Origin of the sequence: Arthrobacter sp. ISL-65, assembly GCF_018613795.1 — a bacterium.
Taxonomy (GTDB): Bacteria; Actinomycetota; Actinomycetes; order Actinomycetales; family Micrococcaceae; genus Arthrobacter.
In genome coordinates, this window is record NZ_JAGGPN010000020.1 from 129177 (window position 1) to 152757 (window position 23581).

The following is a 23581-nucleotide window of genomic DNA, read 5'->3' on the forward strand; positions in this document are numbered from 1 at the left end:
CTAATAGCGCCGGCGGTAGACGGGGTCCAGCGTTTCCGGTGCCACACCCAGCATCTCGGCGGTGTGCTCCACCACCACATCATGCACCAGGTCCTGCAGTTCCTCCTTGACGGGGCAGGCCTGTTCAACCACGCGGCGGTACAGCGTGATCGTGGGGCCCTCCTCCTCGGTGGCGGGGGTGTAGCAGCCCAGGGGAGCGGGCGAGCCTTCGGCCAGCAGCTGTTCCAGGTTCGGCGGGATCTCATCAACGGCGAACCGGACGCCGTCGAGTGGCTTGCCCCAGATGTCATGGAGCCGCTGGGCGGAGTCCATGACGAGTTCATCAAACCTGTCCGACCGGCTCCGGTAGCCGGGGAGGGTGGGCAACAGCAGTTCGCCCCGCAGGCCGCGGCCGTGCCGGTTGCGGCGGCGTTGAGCGAAGCTCCGGCCAGCCGGAGTGCCGGCAGCGTCCCGGGGCGCACCCGGGTCAGCCAACCGGACCGTGAAACCCGACGAATGGTGCGATGACTGCATATACAGACTCTAAACCCGCCGCATGATTTGCGCGACATAACCGGACCGGAGCCCCGCTGCCGTGGCGTGGGCCGGCGTCAATGTCGGGAAAACGGCCGGAGGCGGAGTATTCTGTGTTTTCGTGGGTGCCATACGTCAGTGTTCCAGATCAGCCTGCCGCCAGTCAGCGGTGGCCACTTTGACGTACGTATACGCAGACTCCACCGCCGTCCTCGGCCCGCTGGCCACCTACGCGGAGCCGCATTGCTACGACCTTTGCGCGCAGCACGCCGGTTCGTTGACCGTCCCGCGCGGCTGGGAAGTGCTCCGCCTCGCCATGCCCTCGCAGCCGCCCCAGCCCGGTCCCGACGACCTCCTCGCCCTGGCCGACGCCGTCCGTGAGGCTGCGTCCCGCCCGGCGTCCCCGGCCCCGGGGCAGCGAGCCGCCCACTCGGCGCTGGAAGCGCCCGCCGCAACCGAAGGCACCCGCCGCGGCCACCTGCGCGTCCTGCGCGAACCGTCCTAATTCTGCACAAAGCTTCCCCGTACCGAACTGGCGGTAGGCTGGAAGCTGAAATCCGTCAGCCACAGCGCTTGTGCCCAGCAGGGAGCATCCACCATGCCAAAGATCAGTCCTGAACTGTTGTCCGTTCTGCGTTGCCCGGTCACCGGATCGGATCTGACCCAGGAAGGCGAGGAACTCGTCTCGACATCGGCGGCGGAGAGCGGCGAACGGCTGCGGTACGCCATCGAAGACGGCATTCCGCTGCTGCTTCCCCCGGAGCTCCGCGCCGCAGCCACGGCCGCCCGGTCTGACCAGCACGACGCCGGCCCCGCAGCGGCCGCCCCCACCGCCTAACACCCAGCCAGCACCGCAGAAGGCTAGACGCCGGATACAGCAAAGGATTCCCATGACGTTCGATTACAAGGTTGCCGACATCTCCCTGGCCGAAGCCGGGCGCCACCAGATCCGCCTCGCCGAGCACGAGATGCCGGGACTCATGTCGCTGCGCCGGGAATTCGGACCCACCCAGCCCCTCCAGGGCGCCCGGATCGCCGGGTCGCTGCACATGACCGTGCAGACCGCGGTGCTCATCGAGACCCTCACGGCACTCGGCGCCGAGGTCCGCTGGGCCTCCTGCAACATCTTCTCCACCCAGGATGAGGCCGCAGCCGCCGTCGTTGTGGGCACCGGCACCGCGGAGGACCCGCAGGGCGTTCCCGTGTTCGCCTGGAAGGGCGAAACGCTGGAGGAATACTGGTGGACCGCTGAGCAGATCCTCACCTGGCCCGGTGCTGACACGAATCCTGAGCTGGGCCCGAACATGATTCTCGACGACGGCGGCGACGCCACGCTGCTGCTGCACCGTGGCGTGGAGTTTGAGGCAGCCGGCGCCGTTCCGGCCGCCGCCGCCAACGACCCCGAAGAATACGGGATTGTCCTTGACGTCCTGCGCCGGACGCTCGCCGAGGACCCGAAGAAGTGGACCCGGCTCGCCGCCGGCATCCACGGCGTCAGCGAGGAAACCACCACGGGCGTGCACCGCCTCTACCAGCTCGCGGAACAGGGCAAGCTGCTTTTCCCGGCCATCAACGTCAACGACTCCGTGACGAAGAGCAAGTTCGACAACAAGTACGGCATCCGGCACTCCCTGCCGGACGGCCTCAACCGCGCCACCGATGTCCTCATGGGCGGCAAGGTCGCTGTCATCTGCGGTTACGGCGACGTCGGCAAGGGTGCCGCCGAGGCGCTCCGCGGCCAGGGCGCCCGCGTGATCGTCACCGAAATCGATCCCATCTGCGCACTGCAGGCCGCCATGGACGGCTACCAGGTGGCCAAGCTGGAGAGTGTGCTGGACCAGGGCGACATCTTCATCACCACCACGGGCAACAAGGACGTCATCATGGCCGAGCACATGGCCGGCATGAAGAACAAGGCCATCGTGGGCAACATCGGCCACTTCGACAACGAAATCGACATGGCGGGCCTCGCCAGGATCCCCGGTATCCGGAAGGTCGAGATTAAGCCCCAGGTCCACGAATGGGTCTTCGGTGGAGACCAGGCCGACGACACCCGGTCCATCATCGTCCTGTCCGAAGGGCGCCTGCTGAACCTGGGCAACGCCACCGGCCACCCGTCGTTCGTCATGAGCAACTCCTTCGCCAACCAGACCATCGCCCAGATCGAGCTGTTCACCAAAAAGGACCAGCCCGAAGGCGAGCGGGAATACGAAAACCAGGTCTACGTGCTGCCCAAGATCCTGGACGAGAAGGTGGCGCGGCTGCACCTCGGCGCCCTGGGTGTTGAACTGACCGAGCTGTCCAAGGACCAGGCCGAGTACCTGGACGTGGACGTGGCCGGCCCGTTCAAGCCGGAGCACTACCGCTACTAAAAGTGGCCCGCCACGGCGCACCGCAGTGCGCCGTGGCCGCCGCTGCGCTTCATGGCAACCCGGCGCGCCGTGGGTCTCCGCGTCAGGGGCAGCACCGTCGTGCGATAAAATCAACTGGTCAGCGTTGCCGCTGGGCACACGGACGGCTGCCGATCGGCAGCCCGGTGGGACACGGAGAAACCAGTCATGACGGAAAAGAATAACCGGAAAACCGGCAAGATCACCGCCGTCGTTGCTATTTGCGCTGCGGTTGCCGCCGGCGGAATCGGCGTCGCCACCGCTCCTGGCTGGGCCAACCCCGCGCCCCAATCCGAGGCCTCCAGCCCCGTGCGCAACGAGCCGGGCCTAGCCACCCCCGTGGTCAAGGCCGTGGAACTGGGTGTGACACCGCTCGATGGCGCCAAAAGCGTAAACCCCGCGGTGGCGCCCTCCGTCAAGGCGGTCAACGGCCGCGTCCAGGACGTTGTGCTGGTGCCGACCGCCGGGGGAGAGGCCGTCAAGGGCACTGTCAGCGCCGACGGCAGCACATGGACAGCCGTGGACCCGCTGCTCTTCAACACCCCCTATGACTACAGCTACACCATCGTGGACGAGGCGGGCCGGGAGACCAAGAAGGTCCAGACCTTCACCACCGTGGAGCCCGCCAATGAGGCGGATGCCGCCGTCTACCCGGAGGACGGCTCCACGGTTGGCGCAGGGCAGCCCATCGACATCGTGTTCAGCGAACCCGTCACCAACAAAGCGGCGGTTGAAAAGGCCGTTAAGATCACCGTCTCCTCCAAGCAGCCCGTCGCCTGGCACTGGTACTCGGACCAGAAGGTGCGCATTCGCCCCGAGAAGTTCTGGGCATCCAACAGCCAGGTCACCGTGGACATGAAGCTGTTCGGAGTGGACTTCGGCAATGGCATGATCGGCAACTTCGACGCCAAGGTGCAGTTCAAGGTGGGCCAGCAGCGCCTGGCAGTGGTGGACGACAACACCAAAACCATGCAGGTCTACTTCGACGGCAAGCTGGTCAGGACCGCACCCGTCACCCTGGGCGGTTCCGACTGGCTCTCCCCGTCCGGCTACGCCGTGATCATGGAGCAGGAACGGAATTCCAAGTTCAACGCAGGGAGCATCGGCCTGAAGCCCGGCGACAAGGGGTACTACCCGCCGCTGACCGTGGAGTATGCCAACAGGCTCACGTCCTCGGGCGTCTATGTCCATCAGGCGCTCGAGTCGGCATGGGGCTACGTGGGCGTATCCAACGTCTCCCACGGCTGTGTTGGGCTGTTGCCCGTGGACGCTGCCTGGTTCTTCAACAACATGAAGTCCGGCGACGTCGTCCAGGTCCTGAACACGGGCGCCGCGCCGGTGGAGCCGCTCGAGGGCTACGGCGACTGGAACATTCCCTGGGCCCAGTACGCCAAACGCTAGGCCCAGTCCGCCAAACGCTAGCTGTATTGACCCGGGACTAGCTGTCGCGCGACGCCGTGAACGGCAGCCGGTGCAGCCGTTCCCCGATCCTGTTGCTTTGTGTGCGTGCCGCGCCGAGACGGCGGAGTTCGCGGATGCGGCGTTCAGCCAGGACCGCCGCCAGGTAGTCGTCGGGAGTGGTTCCTGGCGGCGGTGACGGTGCCACATACCCGGACATTTCGGTGGCGAGGGCTGCAGCCATGCCGCTGCGTGACAGTGGCGACATCCGTGGCGCCTGGCGCATGAATTGCCCGGCACGCCGTCCCAGGGCGTCCGGAATCCGGCCGATGTCCGCGGCTTCAGCCCAGGCGGCCAGGTGCCGCGGGGTGACGGGGACGATTGAGGGTTCCACCGGAACCCGGCGCCGCAGCGAATAGGTGCCCGCCACAATGTCGCCCAGCCGGCGGGACCTGCCGTCGAAGAGGGCGACGCCGATGGCAACACCGCCGAAGGTCAGGTAGATCTCCAGGAAGCCGATCAGCGCCCGGATGACCGCGTGGCGGAAACGGATGGCCCCGCCGTCGTCACGCACTATCCTCAGCCCGGCCGCCAGTTTCCCGAGCGACAGGCCCCGGGTCAGGGTCTCCACCGTCGCCGGGACAATGACGAAACACAGCACCACGCTGACCAGGGTGAGTGCCCCGGCTGCCGCCTCGTCCAGTTCATCCCGGGCGGCGCCCAATGCCATGAGTACCGCTATCAGCAGCGAGGAATGCACCACGACGTCGAGCAACAGGCCGAGGGAGCGGGCAGCGAAGGACGCCGGACGGAGTTCAAGGACGACTGCCTCGCCTGTGATGAGTGGACTCAATTCCTGCCCCGTACGTCGTTCCGGCCACCGGTCGCCTAAAGTCTAGTTCGCCGCAGGCTAGGCTAGCAGCGTGGACATGGACGCCTTCTCCGCCGTCAACTCTGACACATGGTCGCGGCTGCACCACCTTGCGCACCAGCGGCGCCTGAGCGGTGCCGACGCCGATGAACTGCTGCGCCTGTACCAGGTGACCTCCGCCCACCTCTCCCTGCTCCGTTCCACCGGGCCGGAAAGCGGCCTGTCCGCATCCCTGTCTGCCACTTTGGCGCAGGCGCGCACCCGCTTCACCGGGGCACGGTCGAACTTCATGGCGGACCTGGCGCAGTTCTTCGTGCTGGCGCTCCCGGCCGCGCTGTATCGGATCCGCTGGCTGACGGTGGCCTGTGGCGCCGCATTCTGCCTCGTTGGCTGCGCCTTCGCCCTGTGGATCGGCACTTCGCCCGAGGCCCTGCGCGCCGTTGCCACGGAATCGGAAGTCCAGCGGTATGTGGAGCAGGACTTTATTGACTACTACTCGGAGAACCCGGCGGCGTCGTTTGCCGGCGCCGTCTGGACCAACAACGCTTGGATCAGTGCGCAGGCCGTGGCCCTGGGCATCACCGGTTTCTGGGTGCCCATGATCCTGTTCGCCAACGCCCAGGGGGTGGGGGTGGCCGCCGGGATGTTCGCCGCGGTGGGAAAGACGGGCGTGTTCTTCAGTTACATCCTGCCGCACGGGCTCATGGAGCTGACGGCAGTATTCGTGGCCTGCGCGGCAGGGCTGAGAATCTTTTGGGCGATGGTGTCGCCGGGCAACCGGACCCGGTCCCGCGCAGTCGCAGCAGAAGGCCGGTCGATGATCACGGTGGCGCTTGGCCTCGTCCTGGTGCTGTTTGTCTCAGGCCTCGTGGAGGGTTTCGTTACGCCCAGCACTTTGCCGGTGTGGGCGAAGATCAGTATCGGCGCGGCGGTGCTGGCGGCATACTGGTTGTATGTGCTGGTCTGCGGGGGACGGGCTTACCGTGCCGGCGCCCGCGGCGACCTGGGCAGCCAGGACGCCGGCTATACAGAACTTGCAGCCTGATTATTACCGCCAGCTGATTATTCCTGGGGTGGCGGGGTGGCACATCGCGGTGCCGGAGTGGCTGACGGTAGGCTCTTGGGGAGATACAAAGCGCTGCCCGGCCCCGGTGTTCCCGGTGGTCACGGAGCGTGGACGCCTACGGAAGTGAAGCTGCAGTGAAAGACAATACTCCGACCCCGTCCGGACGCCTTGATCCGCGGCTGGATCCGGCGGCGCGCCCCGCTCTGGATCCCGCGGAGGACACCGACGAGCCGGCGTTTGAATGGATGCAGTCCGCGCCTGCAGCACGCGCCGCCGAGGGGGAGGGCGCCGCCGGTTCTGCAGCGGCCCAGCCGGAAAGCCGTGCCGACCGCAAGGCGGCGGAGGCGGCCGCCGCTGAGGGTGCCGGGACAGACCGGAACGCGGAGGCAGGCCAGGACGCTGCGACAGACCGGAAGACGGAGTCACGCCAACCGTCTGCGGCCGGCTCCTCCTCCATGGGCACCCACTACAGCGAGCCGCTTCCCACCTCCGCCCTGCAAGTACGCCCTCCGCAGGAGGAAGTGGAACGACGCAACGCCGAGCGCGAGCAGGCAGCCAGGGCCAAGCCCGTGCTGCCCCGGGTCCTCCAGGTACTGCTGGCCATTTTCTATCCCGTCATCCTCCTGGTCCTGGCCGTGCGCGCCGTGACCAGCCCGCTCTTCCTCTGGGTGGAGTACCACCGGCCCGGTTTCCCCGGGGACGGCTACGGCTTCAACGCGGACGACCGCATGACCTACGGCTCCTACGCCGTGGACTACCTGAGCAACTGGTCCGGTCCGCGCTACCTGGGCGAACTGGTTAACCGCAGCGGTGAAAAACTGTTCAAGGACGGCGAGGTCAGCCACATGGCCGACGTGAAGCTCGTTTTCCTGTCCGCGTTCGGAGCCGGGGCACTGTTGATCCTGATCAGCATCATCGCCATCATCTACCTGCGGCGGCGCACGCCCGGCGGAGTGCGCCGAGGGCTGTTCGCCGGCTCGATTGTGACGCTGGTGCTCATCATCGGCCTGGGCACCCTCGCCGCCCTCGGGTGGCAGCAGTTCTTCACCGAGTTCCACCGGATCTTCTTCGCTGCCGGCTCCTGGACGTTTGCGCTTGAGGATACGCTGATCCGGCTCTTCCCCGGGCAGTTCTGGATCGACGCGGGCCTGGTCATCGCCGCGCTTGTCCTGATCACAGCGGCGGTGACGCTGATCCTGACCTGGCCCACCCGCAGGCGCCGCGGGCTGGCCCCGGCCAGGAAGGGCCGCAAGGGCGCCGATGGTGAGGGCGGTGCAGAGGGCAGCGACATGAAGGACGACGCCGGCGCCGATGAGGCTCCGCAGACAGGCAACGTCCGTCCCGTGAACCTGTAGCGGCCTCTCGGCAGGGACGACTGTTCAGCCGTACAGCGCCTCGATTTCCGATTCGTAGTCTTTGACGACGGCCGCCCTCTTGAGTTTGAGGGACGGCGTCAGGTGCCCGGACTCCACGGTGAAGGCTGCATCCAGGACCCGGAACTTGCGGATGGATTCGGCTTTGGACACGAGGCCGTTGGCCTGGTCCACCGCTTCCTGGATGGCACTGCGCACCGCAGGGTCCGTGCGGGCTTGCGCGGGGCTGAGCAGCGGAATGCTGCGCGCCGTGCACCAATGCTCGAGGCCCTCGGGGTCGAGGTTGACCAGGGCAGAAATGAAGGGCTTCCCGTCACCCACCACCACGGCGTGGCCCACGAGCTGGTGTTCGCGGATCTTCTCCTCGAGCGGGCCCGGCGCGACGTTCTTACCGGCGGCCGTGACCAGCAGGTCCTTTTTGCGGCCCGTGATGGTGAGGAACCCGTCGGCGTCCAGGGAGCCCAGGTCCCCGGTGCGGAAGAAGCCGTCCCTGAAGGCTTCGGCGTTGGCCGCCTCGTTGGCGTGGTAGCCCTTGAACACGCCGATGCCCCTGACCAAAACCTCACCGTCCTCGGCGATGCGGATGGTGGTGCCCGGCGCCGGGATTCCTACCGTGCCCACTCGGGTGAGGCCGGCAGTGTTCACGGTGCACGGCGCGGTGGTCTCCGTCAGGCCGTAGCCTTCGAGCACAGCTATCCCCGCACCCCTGAAGAAGTGCGTATCGCGGGCGTTCAGCGGGCTCGCGCCGGAAACGGCGTACTCCATGTTCCCGCCGAACACCTGGCGCAGCCGGGGATACACGAGGCGGTCGAACAGTGCGTGCTGCGCCCGCAGCATGGTGCCCGGCCCGCTGCCCTTCCCGCGCCGGGCGGCATCCTGTGCCTCCGAGTAGCGGACCGCCACCCCCGTGGCTGCGCTGAAGAGCCGCGACTTTCCGGCATTCCTCGCCTTTTGCTCCGCTCCGGCGTGGACCTTCTCGAAGATGCGGGGAACAGCCAGCAGGAAGGTCGGCTTGAAGGTTCCCAGATCATCAAGCAGCTGGCTGGCTCCGGAGGTGTGGCCGAGAGTCACCCCGGCAGTGAGGCACACCACCTGGACGGCCCGGGCCAGGACGTGGGCCAGCGGCAGGACCATCAGTGTCCTGGCGTCCTCCCGCTGCAGCAGTTCGGGGAGGACGGCCACCATGTTCCTGGCAACCAGGGCGAAGTTTCCATGCGTGATCTCGCAGCCCTTGGGCCTGCCGGTGGTGCCGGAGGTATAGACGAGGGACGCCACGTCCTGCAGCGCGGCTGCCGAGCGGTGCCGCTCCAGCTCGGTGTCCGTCACCCCGGCCCCCGCGGCGGCGAGGCTGGCAAGGTTGGGGGCTTCGCCGTCGTAATCCATCCGGACCACCGGGACCAGGCGGCCGGCCAGGACGCTGGAGGCGGACAGGACCTGGTCCAGCAGCGCCGCCTTCTGGCGGTCTTCGACGAAGACCCGCCCGGCGCCGGAGTCGGACAGGATCCACTCCACCTGGCTTGCCGAGGAGGTTTCGTAGATGGGCACGGTCACGCCGCCGGCAAACCAGATTGCGAAATCCACCAGCGGCCACTCGTAGCGGGTGGCAGAAAGGACGGCGACGGTGTCCCCGGGGCCAGACCGCCCGCAATGAGGCCTTTGGCCAGGGCTGTGACCTGGTCAAGGAAGTGCCCGGCGGTGATGTTCTGCCAGCCGCTGGCGTCACGGCGGGCGTAGACGGCGTGCGAAGGATTGTGCCGGTAGCAGTCAAGGAGCAGGTCGGTGACGTTGCTGCTGGCCTCCAGTGCAACCATCAGTTCCGTGCTTGCTTCCCTCACAGGCGGGTCTCCATTTCGTTGATGATCACGTCCGGGCTCCACCTGCAATCGTGCCTCAGATCCAGGAAGGCATCCACATTCTGAGCCGCCAGTCCTGGTAGGTGATCATTTCCCCGGTCCAGACCGGGTAGAAGAAGGAGGAGATCAGGACCGCAGCCACCAGGAACAGGGCGACGCCGTACAGCCCCGAGCGCCGGCGCCACGGCGGGTCGGTGGTTTTCCCCAGTACCAGGCCCAGGCAGTACACGAGCGCCAGGACCAGAAAGGGTTCGAAGGAGACCGCGTAGAAGAAGAACATGGTGCGTTCCGGGTACATGAACCACGGCAGGTAGCCGGAGCCGACGGCGGCCAGCACGGCCCCGGCCCGCCAGTCGCGCCTGCCCGCCCACCAGAACAGCAGGATGACGAGTGCAATGGCGGCGCTCCACCAGATCAGCGGGTTGCCGACGGACAGGATGGCCGAGGTGCAGCCGGCGAAATCGCAGCCGGGGGTGCCCTGCTTGGGGGACTCGTAGAAGAACGAGGTGGGCCTGCCCATCACCAGCCAGCTCCAGGCGCTCGCCTCATAGGGGTGCTCCGAGCTGAGCCCCTGGTGGAACTTGTAGGCCTCAAGGTGGTAGTGCGCCAGGGACCGCAGGGAGTCCGGCAGCCAGCCCCATTCCGCGCTGGGATTCGTCTCCGCCCACCGCCGGTAGTAGGCATCCGTGGACCGGAACCATCCGGTCCAGCTGGCGGCGTACGTCACGGCGGCCACCGGCACGATGCTGACGAATGCCAGGAGCCCGTCCTTGATGATTCCGGCGCTGATCCAGCCGCGGACGCCGGCGGTCCGTCGGGCGCTCAGGTCCCAGACCACCGTCAGGAGCCCGAAACCGGCCACGAAGAACAGCGCCGACCACTTGGTGCCGACTGCCAGGCCCAGGCAGATACCCGCCACAATCCGCCACCAGCGGACGCCCAGCCACGGGCCGGACAGCAGCTGGAGCGGGGATGGCCTGCCGGTGGTGGAGGCGGCCGCTTGCCTGCCGAGCCGGGCTGCCAGCCGGCGCCGGCCGTCGTCGCGGTCCAGCAACAGCGCGCCGAACGCCGCCAGGACCCAGAACATCAGGAAGATGTCCAGCAACGACGTGCGTGACATGACCAGGTGGTGCCCGTCGACGGCGAGCAGCAGCCCGGCTGCGCTGCCAAGGATCAGGGAGCCGAAAAGCTTCTGGGCTATCAGCGCGAGGAGGGCCACGGACAGGGTGCCGGTCAACGCCGCGGCGAACCGCCAGCCGAAGGGGTTGTCGGCCCCGAAGAGCCACATGCCTGCGGCGATCATCCACTTGCCCACGGGCGGGTGCACCACGTATTCGGGCGTGTTCAGCAGCACGTTGGGGTTGCCGGCCACGAACGCGTCGTTGGCCTTGTCCGGCCAGCTCCGCTCGTAGCCGCTCACCAGCAGCGAGTAGCCGTCCTTGACGTAGTACGTCTCGTCAAACACGAGGCCGCGGGGCACATCCAGCCGGACGAACCTCAGGACACCGGCCACGGCGGCCGTCAGGGCGGGAACCAGCCAGAACCAGAGCCGCAGCGACGGCGGGTAGTCCCGCCAGGTGCGCATGCCGCCGATCAGGCGCCGGGTGAGGGCGTCTGCCGTGAATGCCTCCGAGGGACGGCTGATCCAGCGCTTCCCGTGCGGGCCACGGTCTTCTGTGGCGGGTGCGGAAGCCGGGGTAATTGCTGGTTCGGCCCCGTCAGGCCGCACGGAGGTCTGCGTCACGAGCCCATGCTACCGTTTGCGGTTGGAGAACGCCGGACGGCAGTAGGCTGGATCCGTGGACCATGAAGCGAGCACCGCCCCTGACAGCAGTTCCGACACCGCCAGCAATTCAGAGGCTGCCGACACCGCCGGCAGAAGGGAGCAGGACCTCCGCAGCGGGGGTCCGGGACGGATTGTCCTGGCGGCAACACCCATCGGCAACGTGGGCGACGCTTCCGCCCGGCTCGTGGAGCTGCTGGCGACGGCGGACATCGTGGCTGCCGAGGACACCCGGCGCCTGCACCGCCTGGTGCAGAGCCTGGACGTCGCCGTGAGCGGGCGGATCATCAGCTACCACGAGCACAACGAGGCCACGAAGACCGCGGAACTCCTGGAGCAGGTCCGCTCCGGAAAGACCCTCGTCATGGTCACCGACGCGGGCATGCCCGCAGTGTCTGACCCCGGCTTCCGGCTGGTCGAAGGCGCGGTGGCGGCGGGCCTCACCGTCACGGCCGTACCCGGGCCGTCGGCCGTGCTCACCGCCCTGGCACTGTCCGGCCTGCCCACCGACAGGTTCTGTTTCGAAGGGTTCTTGCCCCGTAAGGCCGGCGAACGCGCCGCCCGCCTGGCGGATCTCGACGCCGAACGCCGCACCATGGTCTTCTTCGAGGCGCCGCACCGGCTTGAGGCCATGCTGCGGGCGCTGCACGAGCGCTTCGGCCCGGACCGGCGCGCGGCGGTGTGCCGGGAACTCACCAAGACTTACGAGGAGGTCCTCCGCGGCCCGCTCCGCGAGATGCTGCAGTGGGCGGAGGCCAACGAGGTGCGCGGCGAGATCGCCGTGGTGGTGGCAGGTGCGCCGGAGCGTGCGCCTGGCTCGCCGGAGGACGGCGTCGCCGCCGTCAATGAACTCGTGGCCAAGGGTGTCCGGCTCAAGGAAGCCGTCGCTGCCGTCGCCGAAGAAACCCGCGTGAGCAAGCGGGAACTGTACTCCGCCGTCCTCGCGGCGCGGTGACATACCCGCTCTGATGAGCCCGTTGCAGCTGAACGGCGGTGCGCTCCCAGCGGCCCTGCGCCACGCTCCCAACCGCCCGGCGAGACGGGCGGAGCCGCCGCCGCAGGGGCTGTGCAGCTGCACAACGAATGGCGGGACGGGCAGTGCGCCGATGCGTAGACACTGCCGAGACACGGGCAGTACCGTGGCTGTTAATCCAGCCAAGCGAGCAGCGGGCGGCAGGCGGCGGCACGCCGTGTGCAGGAGCTGCACATAACCGGCAATCCGATTGCTGACGAGGGAGTCACCGTGTCTGTTACTACACAGTCCACTGCTACCGCAGAACGCGAAAGCGAATTGCTCGCGTCTGTTCCCACCGGCCTGCTCATCAACGGCGAGTGGCGTCCAGCGGCGTCCGGCAAGACGTTCGACGTCGAGGACCCGGCCACGGGGAAGACGCTGCTGAGCATCGCCGACGCCGGTCCTGAGGACGGCAAGGCGGCGCTGGACGCGGCCGCCGCTGCCCAGGAGTCCTGGGCCAAGGTGCCCCCGCGGGAGCGCGGGGAGATCCTGCGCCGCGCGTTTGAACTGGTCACGGAGCGGGCCGAGGACTTCGCGCTGCTGATGACACTGGAGATGGGCAAGCCGCTGGCGGAGGCCCGTGGCGAGGTCACCTACGGCGCCGAGTTCCTGCGTTGGTTCTCCGAGGAAGCCGTCCGTGCATTCGGCCGCTACTCGGTCTCCCCGGACGGCAAGTCGCGCCTGCTGGTGACCAAGAAGCCGGTGGGCCCGTGCCTGCTGATCACGCCGTGGAACTTCCCGCTGGCCATGGCCACCCGCAAGATCGCCCCGGCCGTCGCTGCCGGGTGCACGATGGTGCTGAAGTCCGCGAATCTCACCCCGCTGACCTCCCAGCTGTTTGCCGCCGTCATGATGGAAGCCGGCCTGCCCGCAGGCGTCCTGAACGTCATCCCCACCTCCACTGCCGGTGCCACCACCGGCCCGCTGATCAAGGATTCCCGGCTGCGGAAGCTCTCCTTCACCGGCTCCACCGAGGTTGGCCGGCGCCTCCTGTCCGATGCCTCGGAGACGGTCCTGCGGACCTCGATGGAGCTCGGCGGTAACGCCCCGTTCGTGGTGTTCGAGGACGCCGACGTCGATGCCGCCGTCGCCGGCGCCATGCTGGCGAAGCTGCGGAACATGGGCGAGGCCTGCACCGCGGCCAACCGCTTCATCGTGCACGAGTCAGTCGCGGACGAGTTCGCGGAGAAGTTCGCCGCGAAAATGAAGGAGATGACCACCGCCCGCGGGACCGAACCCGAGTCCAAGGTAGGCCCCTTGATCGACGCCAAGAGCCGGGACAAGGTCCACGAGCTCGTCACCGATGCCGTTGCCTCCGGCGCGAAGGCTGTCTTGGGCGGCGCGCCGGTGGACGGACCGGGTTACTTCTACCAGCCCACCATCCTCAAGGGCGTCACGGAGGGCACCCGGATCCTGTCCGAGGAGATCTTCGGCCCGGTCGCCCCGATCATCACGTTCTCCTCCGAGGACGAGGCCGTGCGCCTGGCCAACAACACCGAATACGGGCTGGTGGCCTACGTCTTCACAAGGGACCTGAACCGCGGCATCCGGATGGGCGAGCGGCTCGAGACCGGCATGCTGGGCCTGAACGCCGGCGTCATCTCCAACGCCGCCGCACCGTTCGGCGGCGTCAAGCAGTCCGGCCTGGGCCGTGAAGGCGGCCTCGAGGGCATCGAGGAATACCTCTACACCCAGTACATCGGCATCGCCGACCCCTACGCCGGCTAACAAGGCAGGCGCCGCATACACCGGACACACCGAGCGCAACAACACAACGCACTGGCCCGCTGGAATCCTGCGGGCCAGTGCGTTTTCTATGACGGGTAGTTGCCGCGGCGTTTAGCGGGCCGCGGCCCGGACGCTTGCGTACTCCTCGCGGGAGACCGGAGTGGCGTCCGGTGATCCCAGCTCGTTGAGCGGAATCCGGTGCGTCTCCCTGGCGGACCAGGCCGCGATTGCCCCGATAACTGTGATGCCGAAGCAGATGGACCCGACGGTGAGCGGAACGTTTGCCGAACCCGGGGGAGCGACCACCGCGAAGAGGCTCGGCAGGAAGGACGTGATCAGGAGCCCGATGTTCTGGGAGATGGCGAACCCGGTAACCCGCGTCCGGGAGGGAAAGAGCTCCTGGAAGAAGCTGGCGAAGGTGGCGTTCCAGACCTGGTACAGCGTGCCCCACATCAGGATGGCCAGGACGATGGTCAGCGGCACATTGTTTTGGCTGACCGCATACAGGTACCCGTAGGCCAGCGCGCCGGAGCCCAGCGAGCCGACGATCATCAGCGGCCGGCGTCCGAAGCGGTCCGAGAGGTCCCCGAACCAGGGGATGAGGGCCAGCGCGACGACGTTGGCAAGCACCGGGATCCAGAGGTAAACCGTGGTGCCCATGCCGATGCCGTACCCCGGCTGCGTGGCGTAGGCTGCGCCAAAGACGGCCACGGTGACGCCCACGACGTTGACCAGCGTCATGCAGACCGCCCGCACGACGTTCAGCCCACTTTCCCGCAGCACCTGGACCACCGGCATCTTGGGAACGTCCCGGTGCGCCTTCTCCTCCACAAAGACGGGCGTCTCCTCGACCCGGCGGCGGATGATGTAACCGGCGAACACCACCAGGGCGCTGAGGAGGAACGGGATGCGCCAGCCCCAGGCGTGGAAGTCTTCATTCGACAGCACAGCTGAGAGCGGAAGGAAGACGGCGGCGGCGATGATCTGTCCGGCCTGGGTGCCCTGGAGGGCGAAGCTTGCATAGAAGCCGCGGCGGCCAAACGGTGCATGTTCCACAATCATGGCGCTGGCCCCGCTCAGCTCCCCGGCCACTGCGAATCCCTGGATGAGGCGAAGGACCAGCAGCAGGGCCGGGGCCAGGATGCCAACCTGGTCGTAGGTAGGCAGCAGGGCGACCGCGAAGGTTGAGACGCCCATTAGCAGCATGGCCAGGACCAGGACGTTCTTGCGGCCGTGCTTGTCGCCCCACTGGCCGAGGACGAATGCTCCGATCGGGCGGGCGATGTATCCCACTGCGTAGGTGCCGAGCGACGCGATCAGCGCGACGGTCGGGTTTCCGGCGGGGAAGAAGACGGTGGGAAACACCAAGGCGGCGGCCTGGGCGTAAATGAACCAGTCGTAGTACTCAAGGGCGCTGCCCACCCAGCCGCTGGCGGCAGCCTTCCTGGTGCTGCTCGACCGGCGCGAGCCGGACTGTTGCGGTTCAGCCAAAGTCCGCGGCTTGTGTGTGTCGCTCTTCATGTCGTCCTCCTTTGGACAATCGTGTGCTCCGCCGTATCAACCCCGTCGCTGGGTGTCGGATCAGGCGGGAAGGTCGCGCTCGCGTCGCCAAAGCCGTTGCGGTCCGCAGGCATTTTGTATGGGCGCCACACCTTGGAAACAGTTTGGAATGCGCTTTCCCGTCTCTCAAAGATAAGGTGGCGCCGGTCACATGTCAAACGTCGATGGTGTGGTGGCAGGCGGTGCCTCCGCGGGGAATGACCTAAGGGCGTTCCGTAGGCGTTAAGCCTTTGCGCGGGCGGCTAGCCTGCCCGGAGGCGGCGGAGTCCGCTGCGGGTCCTGCGCCACAGCACCGATGCGGCGTGTCCCACCCGGGACGCCGCCCGGCCCAGGACGCCGAAAGGCCATCTGGCCACGGATCCCCAGCGGGAGAGGACCGACGGCGGCAGCCAGTCGGCGCGGAGCCGGCCGACTATGCCGGCATTGCGGCGCAGCGACTGCCGCACTTGGCCGATATGTTCGACGGCGGCTTCCTCCGGAAGGCCGTAGCGCGTGGCGTCCTGGCCCGCCGGCCGGCCGTACTGATGCCGTTCGTAGGCATCCGTCAGGACCGTCACGGCATGGACAAACTGGGCATGGAAAGTCCCGGCGTCGTCCCCGGGTCCGCTGCCGGTGTCTGGTGCGCCGCCGGGGTCTGACTCGTCCCGCAGGCGCATGGCCGGGGAGCCGCGCAGCCGGGCCGAGAATGTCCGCGGAGTCTCGCTAGGCTCAGGACGCACGCCGTAGTCAGTGGCCAGGTCCTGGAGCTCCGACCAGACGAGCGGCGGCTCGGCCAGCCGGTTCCTGCCGGTGTCCGTTCCCCTCAGGCGCCTTGCCCGGATGCCACCGCGCACCAGCCGGGGTGAGGCGGCCAGGAGGACCAGGAGCAGAACCCCGGCGGCGGTGTAGAGAGCGGGCGCCAGCTGGTTCCCGGCGTCGGCGGTTCCGCTCCCCGGAAGGGGGAGGGGGGCCGGAGCCGGCGCCGACGACGGTGCTGTGGCGCCGCTGCTCGGCACCAGGCCGTCATTGTTCTGTTCGTTGGTGCTGGCTCCGCCGGACGCCGAGGAGTCCTGCGCATAGGGCGGCACTACGCCCCGTGAGGGAGTGGGCTCGAACGGAACCCAGCCGAGGCCCTGGAAGTACAGCTCGGGCCAGGCATGGGCGTCGCGGGCGTCGACCTCGTACTCCGGGAGTGCTCCCTGGCCGGCGACGGACACCGTGGCGCCGGTCTGCCTGCCCGGCGCGTAGCCGACTGCGATCCTGCTCGGGATGCCTTCAAGCCGGGCCATCACCGCCATGGCGGAGGCGAAGTGGATGCAGTAGCCGCTCTTCTGGGTCAGGAAATCCGCCAGGACCGACAACCCGTTTCCGTCATACCCGCCCTGGACGGGTGACTCCAGGGAATAGGTGAAGTCCGGGCCGCGCAGGAACCTCTGGATCGCCATCGCCTTGGCATAGGCCGTGCGGCTGTCTGCGGTGACGGACTCGGCGGTGGTCCGGACGATGTCCGGAACATTCGACGGCGGCCGGATGAACTCCTCCGGCACGCCCTGGACGGGAGCGGAGGACGCATCCAGCAGCTCCGTGGTCAGCTTCGGCACCGAGGACTGCACCACATACTGCTGGTCCCGGGAGTTGGTGTCGGTGCCTTTGATGCTCAGGGTCGCAGGGTCCCAGCTCCACCGCCCGGTCAGCCCGTTGACGGATTCGGGGGCGTACGGGGCGGGAAGGTAAGGGCTGGTGAAATCCCCGGTGTTGACCACCGTCACCTGCCGGGTCTGTTCGGGTGCCAGGATCTCGTGTCCCGCGTCCATCCGTCCGGTGCCTGCCCGGCGGTTCGCATTGCGGTCGTCCGGGGACCAGGACTCGCCGTCGAAGCGGTCCACCGTGACGGAGCGCAAGTAGAGCGGTGCAGTGGAGTTGGTGGCGTAGGTGATCCTGCCCTCGCCCGTCGGGGTGCGCAGGCTGTTGCCGAGGCTGATCATGGGGTTCAGTCCTGTGGCTGTGCCCCAGGGGTTCAGCCGGGAGCCCTGGGGGAACATGCCCTGGTCGAAGCCGGGAACCACAAGCTGCAGCAGCAGTGTGACCACCAGCGCCACGCCTCCGGTTAGGGCGGCGCGCCGGACCTGGCCAGGGTTGCGGGCCGTGTCCGCCTGCGTCCGGGCATCGGGGGCAAACCACTGGCTGCATGCGAGTATCACCAGGTAGCCGGCCGCCGTCGTCACGAATCCCAGCCATCCGACGCTCTGCGGTTTGATCATGGCTGGAACAACCAGCACCGCCAGCAGGCCAAGTCCGCTTGTGGCCGGCATGCCCAAGGGGAGGGCCAGCGCATCCACGAGGATGACGACGAGTCCGAGCGCGGCGCATGCCACCAGGACGATGCCGGCATTGGGTGCTACCGGCGAGCTCTCGGCCAGCACCGTTTCGCTGGCCCGGCGGAGGTGCCTGCCCAGCGCGTCGAAGGTGGCCTGCGAAGGGAGGAAGCCGGCAATGCTGTCGCGCCGGAAGAAGGTGAACGTCAGGATGAGGGCCAGGGATGCAAGGCCTCCCGCGGCCACCAGCAAGGGCTGGGCCCGGAACGTGCGGAGCAGGGCCATGGTCAGCGAGACCACCACCACAGTGGTCAGGACAGGGAGGAACCATGCCCAGCCCCTCAGGACCCCGTTGAGGGACAGTGACGCGCCGCAGACGGACAGCGCCACTGCGCCGGACATGACCCAAGGAAAACCACCGGCCCCGAACCTTCCGCTGCCGGGGGAGTCCGGAACGGGCTGCGGCTGCACTCCGGTTCCCGCCTGCGGCTGTGATGTCAGCGTCATCGCCCCACCGCCGCCCCGCGGCGGACGTCCGCCGCAGCCGTCCACATAGCGGCCTCGCCCTCGTCGAAATACATCCAGGCGGCCGGCAGCGAGGTGGAGGCTTCGACGGCAACAGCGCGCCAGCCGCCGGCTCGCAGGGCCTCGAGCACATCGTGGCACTCGGCGGGTTTGTCCGTAATCACCACGGCAAACGCGTTGGCGGCGTAGCCGGCTGCGGGGGCGAGGGCCCGCGCCTCCGCGAGTGGAATCTTCCCGAGGAGCGCCAGGAGCGGGCCGCGCATCCGGTGGGCCGCGAGTTTGTCCATGAGCCGGTCATCAAAGACGGACTGGGCCGGATCGGCACTTCCTGCATGTTCGCGGCGGGCAGGGTCGTGTTCCCTGCGCGGGTGGTGCGGGCCGGTCAGCTGGATCGCCGCGAGGCTTTCGGCGATGGACTGGAGGCCGGCCGCGCCACTGTACTCTTCGTTGTCAGGCTCCGGGGCCGAGGACGAACGGTGGAAGGCAGGCTCGCCCGCCGCGTCCAGGAACCGCAAGGAGTAATTGAGTTCGGCGAGGTGGGCGCCCACGGACATGGCCGCCGTGACAGCCCACTCAAAGGTGTCGCTGGTGACGAGGTCGCTTCCGTCGTCAGCCGGGCCGCCGAACACCGAGCCGTAGCCCGAGGAATGTGCCACGAACCGATGGTCCAGGATGACCGTGGCCTCAGGGGTGGTGACCGATTCCTCCTGCCGGACCATCAGGGCGCCGTGCCGGGCGGTGGCCGGCCAGTGCACCCGGCGCATCGGATCGCCGTGCCGGTACTCGCGTGTCATGACGTCGTCGTCGCTGGGATTGGCCCTGGTCCGGGTGGCCGTGATGCCGTCGTTGCCGCGCGCGCCGGCAAGGCCGGTGGACGGGAGTTCGACGGCGGCCGGCGTCACGGTGAGGGTGTCGCCGTCGTCGATCGAATGCCGGTGCAGTGACAGCCCGAACGGATCCGTAAACTCGGCGGTGACGGGGCCGATGGTGAACTGTCCGCGCTTTCCCGACCGCAGGTGGTACTCATACCGGCTGGTGCCGCCCGAGGCGGACCTGGCGGGGAAGCGGAAGGCCGGGGATTCACCGAACCGTGGCGGCAACCGCTCCTCCATGATGACCCGGCCTGTGCCCAGCCCGGTCCGGGCGACGGCAAGCCGGACCGTGGTGACCGAGTCTGTCTCGACCGTGGAAGGGCTGAACTCCCGGTACACCCGGAACCGAGGTTTGACCACCCTGATGCCGGCCAGTGAAACGAGCGGCAGGACAAGCAGCAGGACGCCGAGGGCAAGAAGGTCGCGGCGGCCCATGACCTGGGCGCAGAGCAGCGAGACGGCGCCGGCCGCCAGGAGTCCCCAGCCCCGGGAGCTGAAGAGATGTCGGGGGAGGCTGTCCAGCAGTGCCACGGTGATGGTCCTGACTAACGGCTAGGGCGGAGTTCGGGTGCGGTCCGCCCAGAGTTTGCCGTGTCCGTCATCTCCTGGCTGACGGGGATCCTGGCAAGCACGCCGCGGATCACGCCCTGCGGGGTCTCGCCAGTGCTGGCGGCTTTGCGGTCCAGGATGATCCGGTGCGCCAGCACCGCCTCGGCAACGGCGACGACGTCATCCGGCAGCACGAAATCCCGGCCGTCCAGCGCCGCCGTCGCCTTCGCGGCCCGGAGCAGCTGCAGCAGGGAGCGCGGACTCGCGCCCAGGCGCAGCATGGCGCTGTCCCTCGTGGCCCGGCCGACGGCCACGGTGTACTCCTTCACGGCTTCGGAGACGAACACCTGTTGGACTGTGGCGATCATGGCAGCCACATCCGCTGCCGTGACGACCGCCTTGACCCGGGCAAGCGGCGACGTGGCCTGGTGGGTCTCGAGCATCTCGATCTCAGAGTCCTTGTCCGGGTATCCCATGGAAATCCGGGCCATGAAGCGGTCCCGCTGGGCCTCAGGGAGCGGATACGTCCCCTCCATCTCGATGGGGTTCTGGGTGGCCACCACCATGAACGGCTCGCCGAGCTTGTAGGAGTGTCCGTCCACCGTGACCTGGTGCTCCTCCATGCATTCGAGCAGGGCAGACTGTGTCTTGGCGGAGGCCCGGTTGATCTCGTCGCCAATGACGATGTTCGCGAACACGGCGCCAGGGCGGAACTCGAACTGGCGCGAGGACTGGTTGTAAATGGAGACGCCGGTGACATCCGAGGGGAGCAGGTCGGGTGTGAACTGGATCCGGCTGACGGAACAGTCGATGGTGCGGGCCAGGGTCTTGGCCAGCAGCGTCTTGCCCACCCCGGGGACATCCTCCAGCAGCAGGTGGCCCTGGGCGAGCAGGACCGTCAGCGCCAGCTTTGCAGCCTCGGCCTTGCCGTCGATGACCGTATTAATGGCCGAGAGGATGCGCTCGCTCGCGGCGCGGAAGGCCGGAGCTTCCAGGGGAACAGACTTGTGGCCGTTATAGGGGTTGACGCCGCGCGCAGTACTTCCACTGAAGCCCTGTCCGCCCGGAAGTGCTTCGTCGATTGTGATGCGTCGGTGCGGTTCCATCGGCAACCTTTCAGCCCAGAGTGAAGCGGAACGAAGCGGCGGAAGCCTGCCGTTGCCCTCGTTGGGCGCTCACATCCGTCCATACCAGCGTACTAACACAACTGCCGTGGCTAACAGAGAGTTCCCTGTAAATCTCCCGGTAATCCCAAGCGTAATCTCCGGGTGGTGCCAGGCGGGAAGAGGCAGGGCGGGGCGGTGGGAAAGGCGCAACCGGGTGGCCGCTAGGCTGGAGGAATGCGGCATTCCCTGACTCCCCGGCCCTACCGGGCGCCCGGCAGCGACGGTTCCGGCAAGCGCGGGTTCCCACCGGCACCCGAACCGTTGCCCGTTCCCGTGATGGACAACCACACGCACCTGGACTTCCCGACTGATGATGTCCGGGTGGACATCGCGGCTGCCCTCGATGCAGCCGAAGCGGTGGGTGTCTGTGGCGCGGTGCAGGTGGGCTGCGACCTCGAATCCTCGAGGTTTACCGTGCGCGCCGTCGACCTGGATCCGCGCCTTTTGGGGGCCGTGGCCCTCCATCCGAATGACGCGCCGGGCTATGCGGTCCGCGGTGAGCTTGAGGACGCCCTGGCGGAGATCGAGGAGCTCGCGGGCCACCCCCGGGTACGCGCCATTGGCGAAACCGGCCTGGATTTCTACCGCACGGAAGGGGAGGGGCTGGCGCATCAGCGTTACTCCTTCCGCCGCCACATCGACATCGCGAAGCGGCTGGACCGGACCCTGCAGATCCACGACCGCGACGCGCACCAGGACGTGGTCCAGGTCCTGCGCGAGGAAGGCACCCCGGAGCGGGTGGTTTTCCACTGCTTTTCCGGGGACGGGGAGCTCGCCCGTATCTGCAACAACGAAGGGTGGTTCATGTCCTTCGCGGGGACACTCACCTTCAAGAACGCCACCAACCTCAGGGAGGCGCTCGCCGTGGCGGATCCGGAGCTGGTGCTGGTTGAAACCGACTCGCCGTTCCTTACCCCGCACCCGCACCGCGGCCGCCCCAACGCGAGTTACACGGTGCCGTACACCGTGCGGGCGATGGCGGAATTGACAGAAACGGACCTGGCCGCGCTGTGCGGCCAAGTGAGTGCAAATACCGTGCGGGCGTACGGATCCTGGGTGTGAGCCACGGCGGAAACTGGGCCATAGTATGCATACCTGGTATGCATGTATTTTGGAGGGTTTATAACGCTTCGGTTACAGTGAAAAAACTATTAGCCGGGGTCGGGGAAGGCCTCCGGATGATGTAACTCACTTTCGTAACAGGCAGGGCGCCCCTGGATGCCCTGCCATGTGAGTATGGCGACGCACAAGCCTGCGGCGTGCTCCGGCCTGTCCGGAGCCCACCATCCCGGTGACCGCCGCGGGTCCCCCTGTGCGTTTTTCCCCGTGCCCGGATGGCTCAAAAGTTACGGGCAATCGTGGTCAACTTCTTCTCGTCAGACGGCAAGTTCAGTTTCATCAAGGTCGGCACGCAACTGGTGGTGCTCTCGGCCCTCGTACTGGGGCTCGTTGCCTTTGTGGGCAGCAACAAGACAGTCACCCTGAACGTCGACGGGAAAGTAAGCTCCGTCCAGACCTTCGGCGGCACCGTCGAACAGGTGGTGAAGAGCGCGAATGTGGAGCTGCACCCAGCCGACCGCGTGTCTCCTGCATTGGACTCCAGTGTTGCGAACGGCTCCGTCATCAACGTGAACATGGCGAAGGCCGTGAAGGTCAGCCTGGACGGTGCAGAAAAGACCGTGAGCACCACGGCGCAGGACGTGGCGGGGCTTGTGACCCAGCTCGGCGTTGCCAGTGCCTCGGAGCTCTCCGTGCCGAAGGACGCGCAGCTGGCCGTGGACGGTTCGTTCGTGGCCATCTCGACGCCGAAGACCGTCAGCATCATCGCCGACGGCAAGGCCAAGAAAACCACCACCACAGCCGCCAACGTCGGTGAGGTCCTCAAGGACGCCGGAATCAGACTCGCCGCCGCGGACCGGACGTCGCAGCCGGCACACGCCCCGGTGGTCAACAACATGGTCATCAAGGTGTCCCGCGTTGCCGGCAAGACCACTACCGTCACCGAAAAGGTCGCGTTCCAGACGCTCACCGCGGACAGCGCCACCCTCCCCAAGGGTGAGGAGAAGGTGACCCAGGCCGGCGTGCCCGGTGAGACCACCCTCACCTATAAACTCGTCCTGGTCGATGGCCGTGAAGCCTCCCGGACGCTCGTCTCCAAGACCACCACCCGCGAGCCGGTAACCGAAAAGATCACGGTCGGCACCAAGGAAGAGCCCAAGCCGGCAGCAGCCGCCGCCGAGGCCGAAAGCGGGAACACCGGGGCAGCGGCCCCCGCAATGATGAACGTGGCCATGTGGGACAAGATCGCACAGTGTGAATCGGGCGGCAACTGGTCCACCAACAGCGGCAACGGGTACTACGGCGGCCTGCAGTTCGACGTCCAGACCTGGATTGGCTCCGGCGGGGGCGCCTATGCTCCGAACGCCAGCCAGGCTACCAAGGCACAGCAGATCGACATCGCCAACCGTGTCTATGCCGACCGCGGCCTTCAGCCGTGGGGCTGCGGCTGGGCAGCCAGCAGTTAGCTGCCGGCAGCAACAACCACTGGCGCAAGTAAAGCCTTGCCGCTGCGGCAGCTGACCACAGCCGCGGCGGCCGCGAAGGCCGGGTCCGGAACCTCCGGGC

The 23581-nt window shown here is 67.5% G+C and carries 17 protein-coding genes and 1 pseudogene; 10 read left to right on the forward strand and 8 right to left on the reverse strand.

Features of this window, described 5'->3' with window-relative positions:
- Entirely contained in the window at nt 1-513 is a 513-nt protein-coding gene (locus tag J7I85_RS08950) for a metallopeptidase family protein (protein WP_214850132.1), read from the reverse strand.
- Between the two features lie 121 nt (nt 514-634).
- Here J7I85_RS08950 and J7I85_RS08955 point away from each other — a divergent pair, with 121 nt between their 5' ends.
- The 4 genes from J7I85_RS08955 to J7I85_RS08970 all read left to right on the forward strand — a co-directional run bounded on the left by J7I85_RS08955 (nt 635) and on the right by J7I85_RS08970 (nt 4304).
- Complete coding sequence (locus J7I85_RS08955) at nt 635-1018, forward strand: DUF3499 domain-containing protein (protein ID WP_214850134.1); 384 nt, start codon at nt 635-637, stop codon at nt 1016-1018.
- A gap of 93 nt (nt 1019-1111) precedes the next feature.
- On the forward strand, nt 1112-1351 hold the full coding sequence (locus J7I85_RS08960) for a Trm112 family protein (protein ID WP_214850136.1): 240 nt from the start codon (nt 1112-1114) through the stop codon (nt 1349-1351).
- A 52-nt stretch (nt 1352-1403) separates the two neighbouring features.
- Nucleotides 1404-2885 (forward strand): adenosylhomocysteinase, encoded by a 1482-nt coding sequence (gene ahcY, locus J7I85_RS08965; protein WP_214850138.1) that lies wholly within the window; start codon nt 1404-1406, stop codon nt 2883-2885.
- 186 nt (nt 2886-3071) lie between these two features.
- On the forward strand, nt 3072-4304 hold the full coding sequence (locus J7I85_RS08970) for an Ig-like domain-containing protein (protein WP_214850150.1): 1233 nt from the start codon (nt 3072-3074) through the stop codon (nt 4302-4304).
- Between the two features lie 37 nt (nt 4305-4341).
- Here the strand turns inward: J7I85_RS08970 and J7I85_RS08975 are convergent, their stop codons facing one another.
- Nucleotides 4342-5154: an RDD family protein gene (locus tag J7I85_RS08975; protein ID WP_214850152.1), complete on the reverse strand. Its 813-nt coding sequence runs from the start codon at nt 5152-5154 to the stop codon at nt 4342-4344.
- 70 nt (nt 5155-5224) lie between these two features.
- On the opposite strand from J7I85_RS08975, the gene J7I85_RS08980 reads away from it, so the two are divergent.
- A complete protein-coding gene (locus J7I85_RS08980) occupies nt 5225-6217 on the forward strand; it encodes a stage II sporulation protein M (protein WP_214850154.1) in 993 nt (330 codons plus the stop codon).
- 155 nt (nt 6218-6372) lie between these two features.
- Complete coding sequence (locus J7I85_RS08985) at nt 6373-7593, forward strand: TIGR01906 family membrane protein (protein WP_214850157.1); 1221 nt, start codon at nt 6373-6375, stop codon at nt 7591-7593.
- A 24-nt stretch (nt 7594-7617) separates the two neighbouring features.
- On the opposite strand, the pseudogene J7I85_RS08990 reads toward J7I85_RS08985, so the two are convergent.
- Both J7I85_RS08990 and J7I85_RS08995 read right to left on the reverse strand, forming a co-directional pair.
- Nucleotides 7618-9446, reverse strand: a pseudogene (locus tag J7I85_RS08990) (long-chain fatty acid--CoA ligase).
- Between the two features lie 55 nt (nt 9447-9501).
- Nucleotides 9502-11208, reverse strand: a complete 1707-nt coding sequence (locus J7I85_RS08995; RefSeq protein WP_214850166.1) for a dolichyl-phosphate-mannose--protein mannosyltransferase — start codon at nt 11206-11208, stop codon at nt 9502-9504.
- A 172-nt stretch (nt 11209-11380) separates the two neighbouring features.
- On the opposite strand from J7I85_RS08995, the gene rsmI reads away from it, so the two are divergent.
- Together rsmI and J7I85_RS09005 are read left to right on the forward strand one after the other, a co-directional pair.
- Entirely contained in the window at nt 11381-12202 is an 822-nt protein-coding gene (rsmI, locus tag J7I85_RS09000) for a 16S rRNA (cytidine(1402)-2'-O)-methyltransferase (RefSeq protein ID WP_214851229.1), read from the forward strand.
- 288 nt (nt 12203-12490) lie between these two features.
- Complete coding sequence (locus J7I85_RS09005; protein ID WP_214850168.1) at nt 12491-13990, forward strand: NAD-dependent succinate-semialdehyde dehydrogenase; 1500 nt, start codon at nt 12491-12493, stop codon at nt 13988-13990.
- 111 nt (nt 13991-14101) lie between these two features.
- Here J7I85_RS09005 and J7I85_RS09010 read toward each other — a convergent pair whose 3' ends face one another.
- The 4 genes from J7I85_RS09010 to J7I85_RS09025 form a co-directional block, all read right to left on the reverse strand.
- Nucleotides 14102-15511, reverse strand: coding sequence for an MFS transporter (locus tag J7I85_RS09010; RefSeq protein WP_214850171.1), 1410 nt, complete (start codon nt 15509-15511; stop codon nt 14102-14104).
- A gap of 281 nt (nt 15512-15792) precedes the next feature.
- Nucleotides 15793-18351 carry a DUF3488 and transglutaminase-like domain-containing protein gene (locus tag J7I85_RS09015; protein ID WP_214850173.1) on the reverse strand — a complete coding sequence of 853 codons (2559 nt, stop codon included), beginning with the start codon at nt 18349-18351 and terminating at the stop codon, nt 15793-15795.
- Nucleotides 18348-19772, reverse strand: coding sequence for a DUF58 domain-containing protein (locus J7I85_RS09020; RefSeq protein WP_214850181.1), 1425 nt, complete (start codon nt 19770-19772; stop codon nt 18348-18350). Before J7I85_RS09020 ends, J7I85_RS09015 begins: the two co-directional genes overlap by 4 nt.
- 14 nt (nt 19773-19786) lie before the next feature.
- Nucleotides 19787-20896, reverse strand: a complete 1110-nt coding sequence (locus J7I85_RS09025; RefSeq protein ID WP_214850182.1) for a MoxR family ATPase — start codon at nt 20894-20896, stop codon at nt 19787-19789.
- A 234-nt stretch (nt 20897-21130) separates the two neighbouring features.
- Between J7I85_RS09025 and J7I85_RS09030 the strand changes: the two genes are divergently transcribed.
- Nucleotides 21131-22018, forward strand: a complete 888-nt coding sequence (locus J7I85_RS09030; protein ID WP_214850185.1) for a TatD family hydrolase — start codon at nt 21131-21133, stop codon at nt 22016-22018.
- A gap of 272 nt (nt 22019-22290) precedes the next feature.
- On the forward strand, nt 22291-23481 hold the full coding sequence (locus J7I85_RS09035) for a resuscitation-promoting factor (protein ID WP_251024106.1): 1191 nt from the start codon (nt 22291-22293) through the stop codon (nt 23479-23481).
- Nucleotides 23482-23581 lie beyond the last annotated feature (100 nt).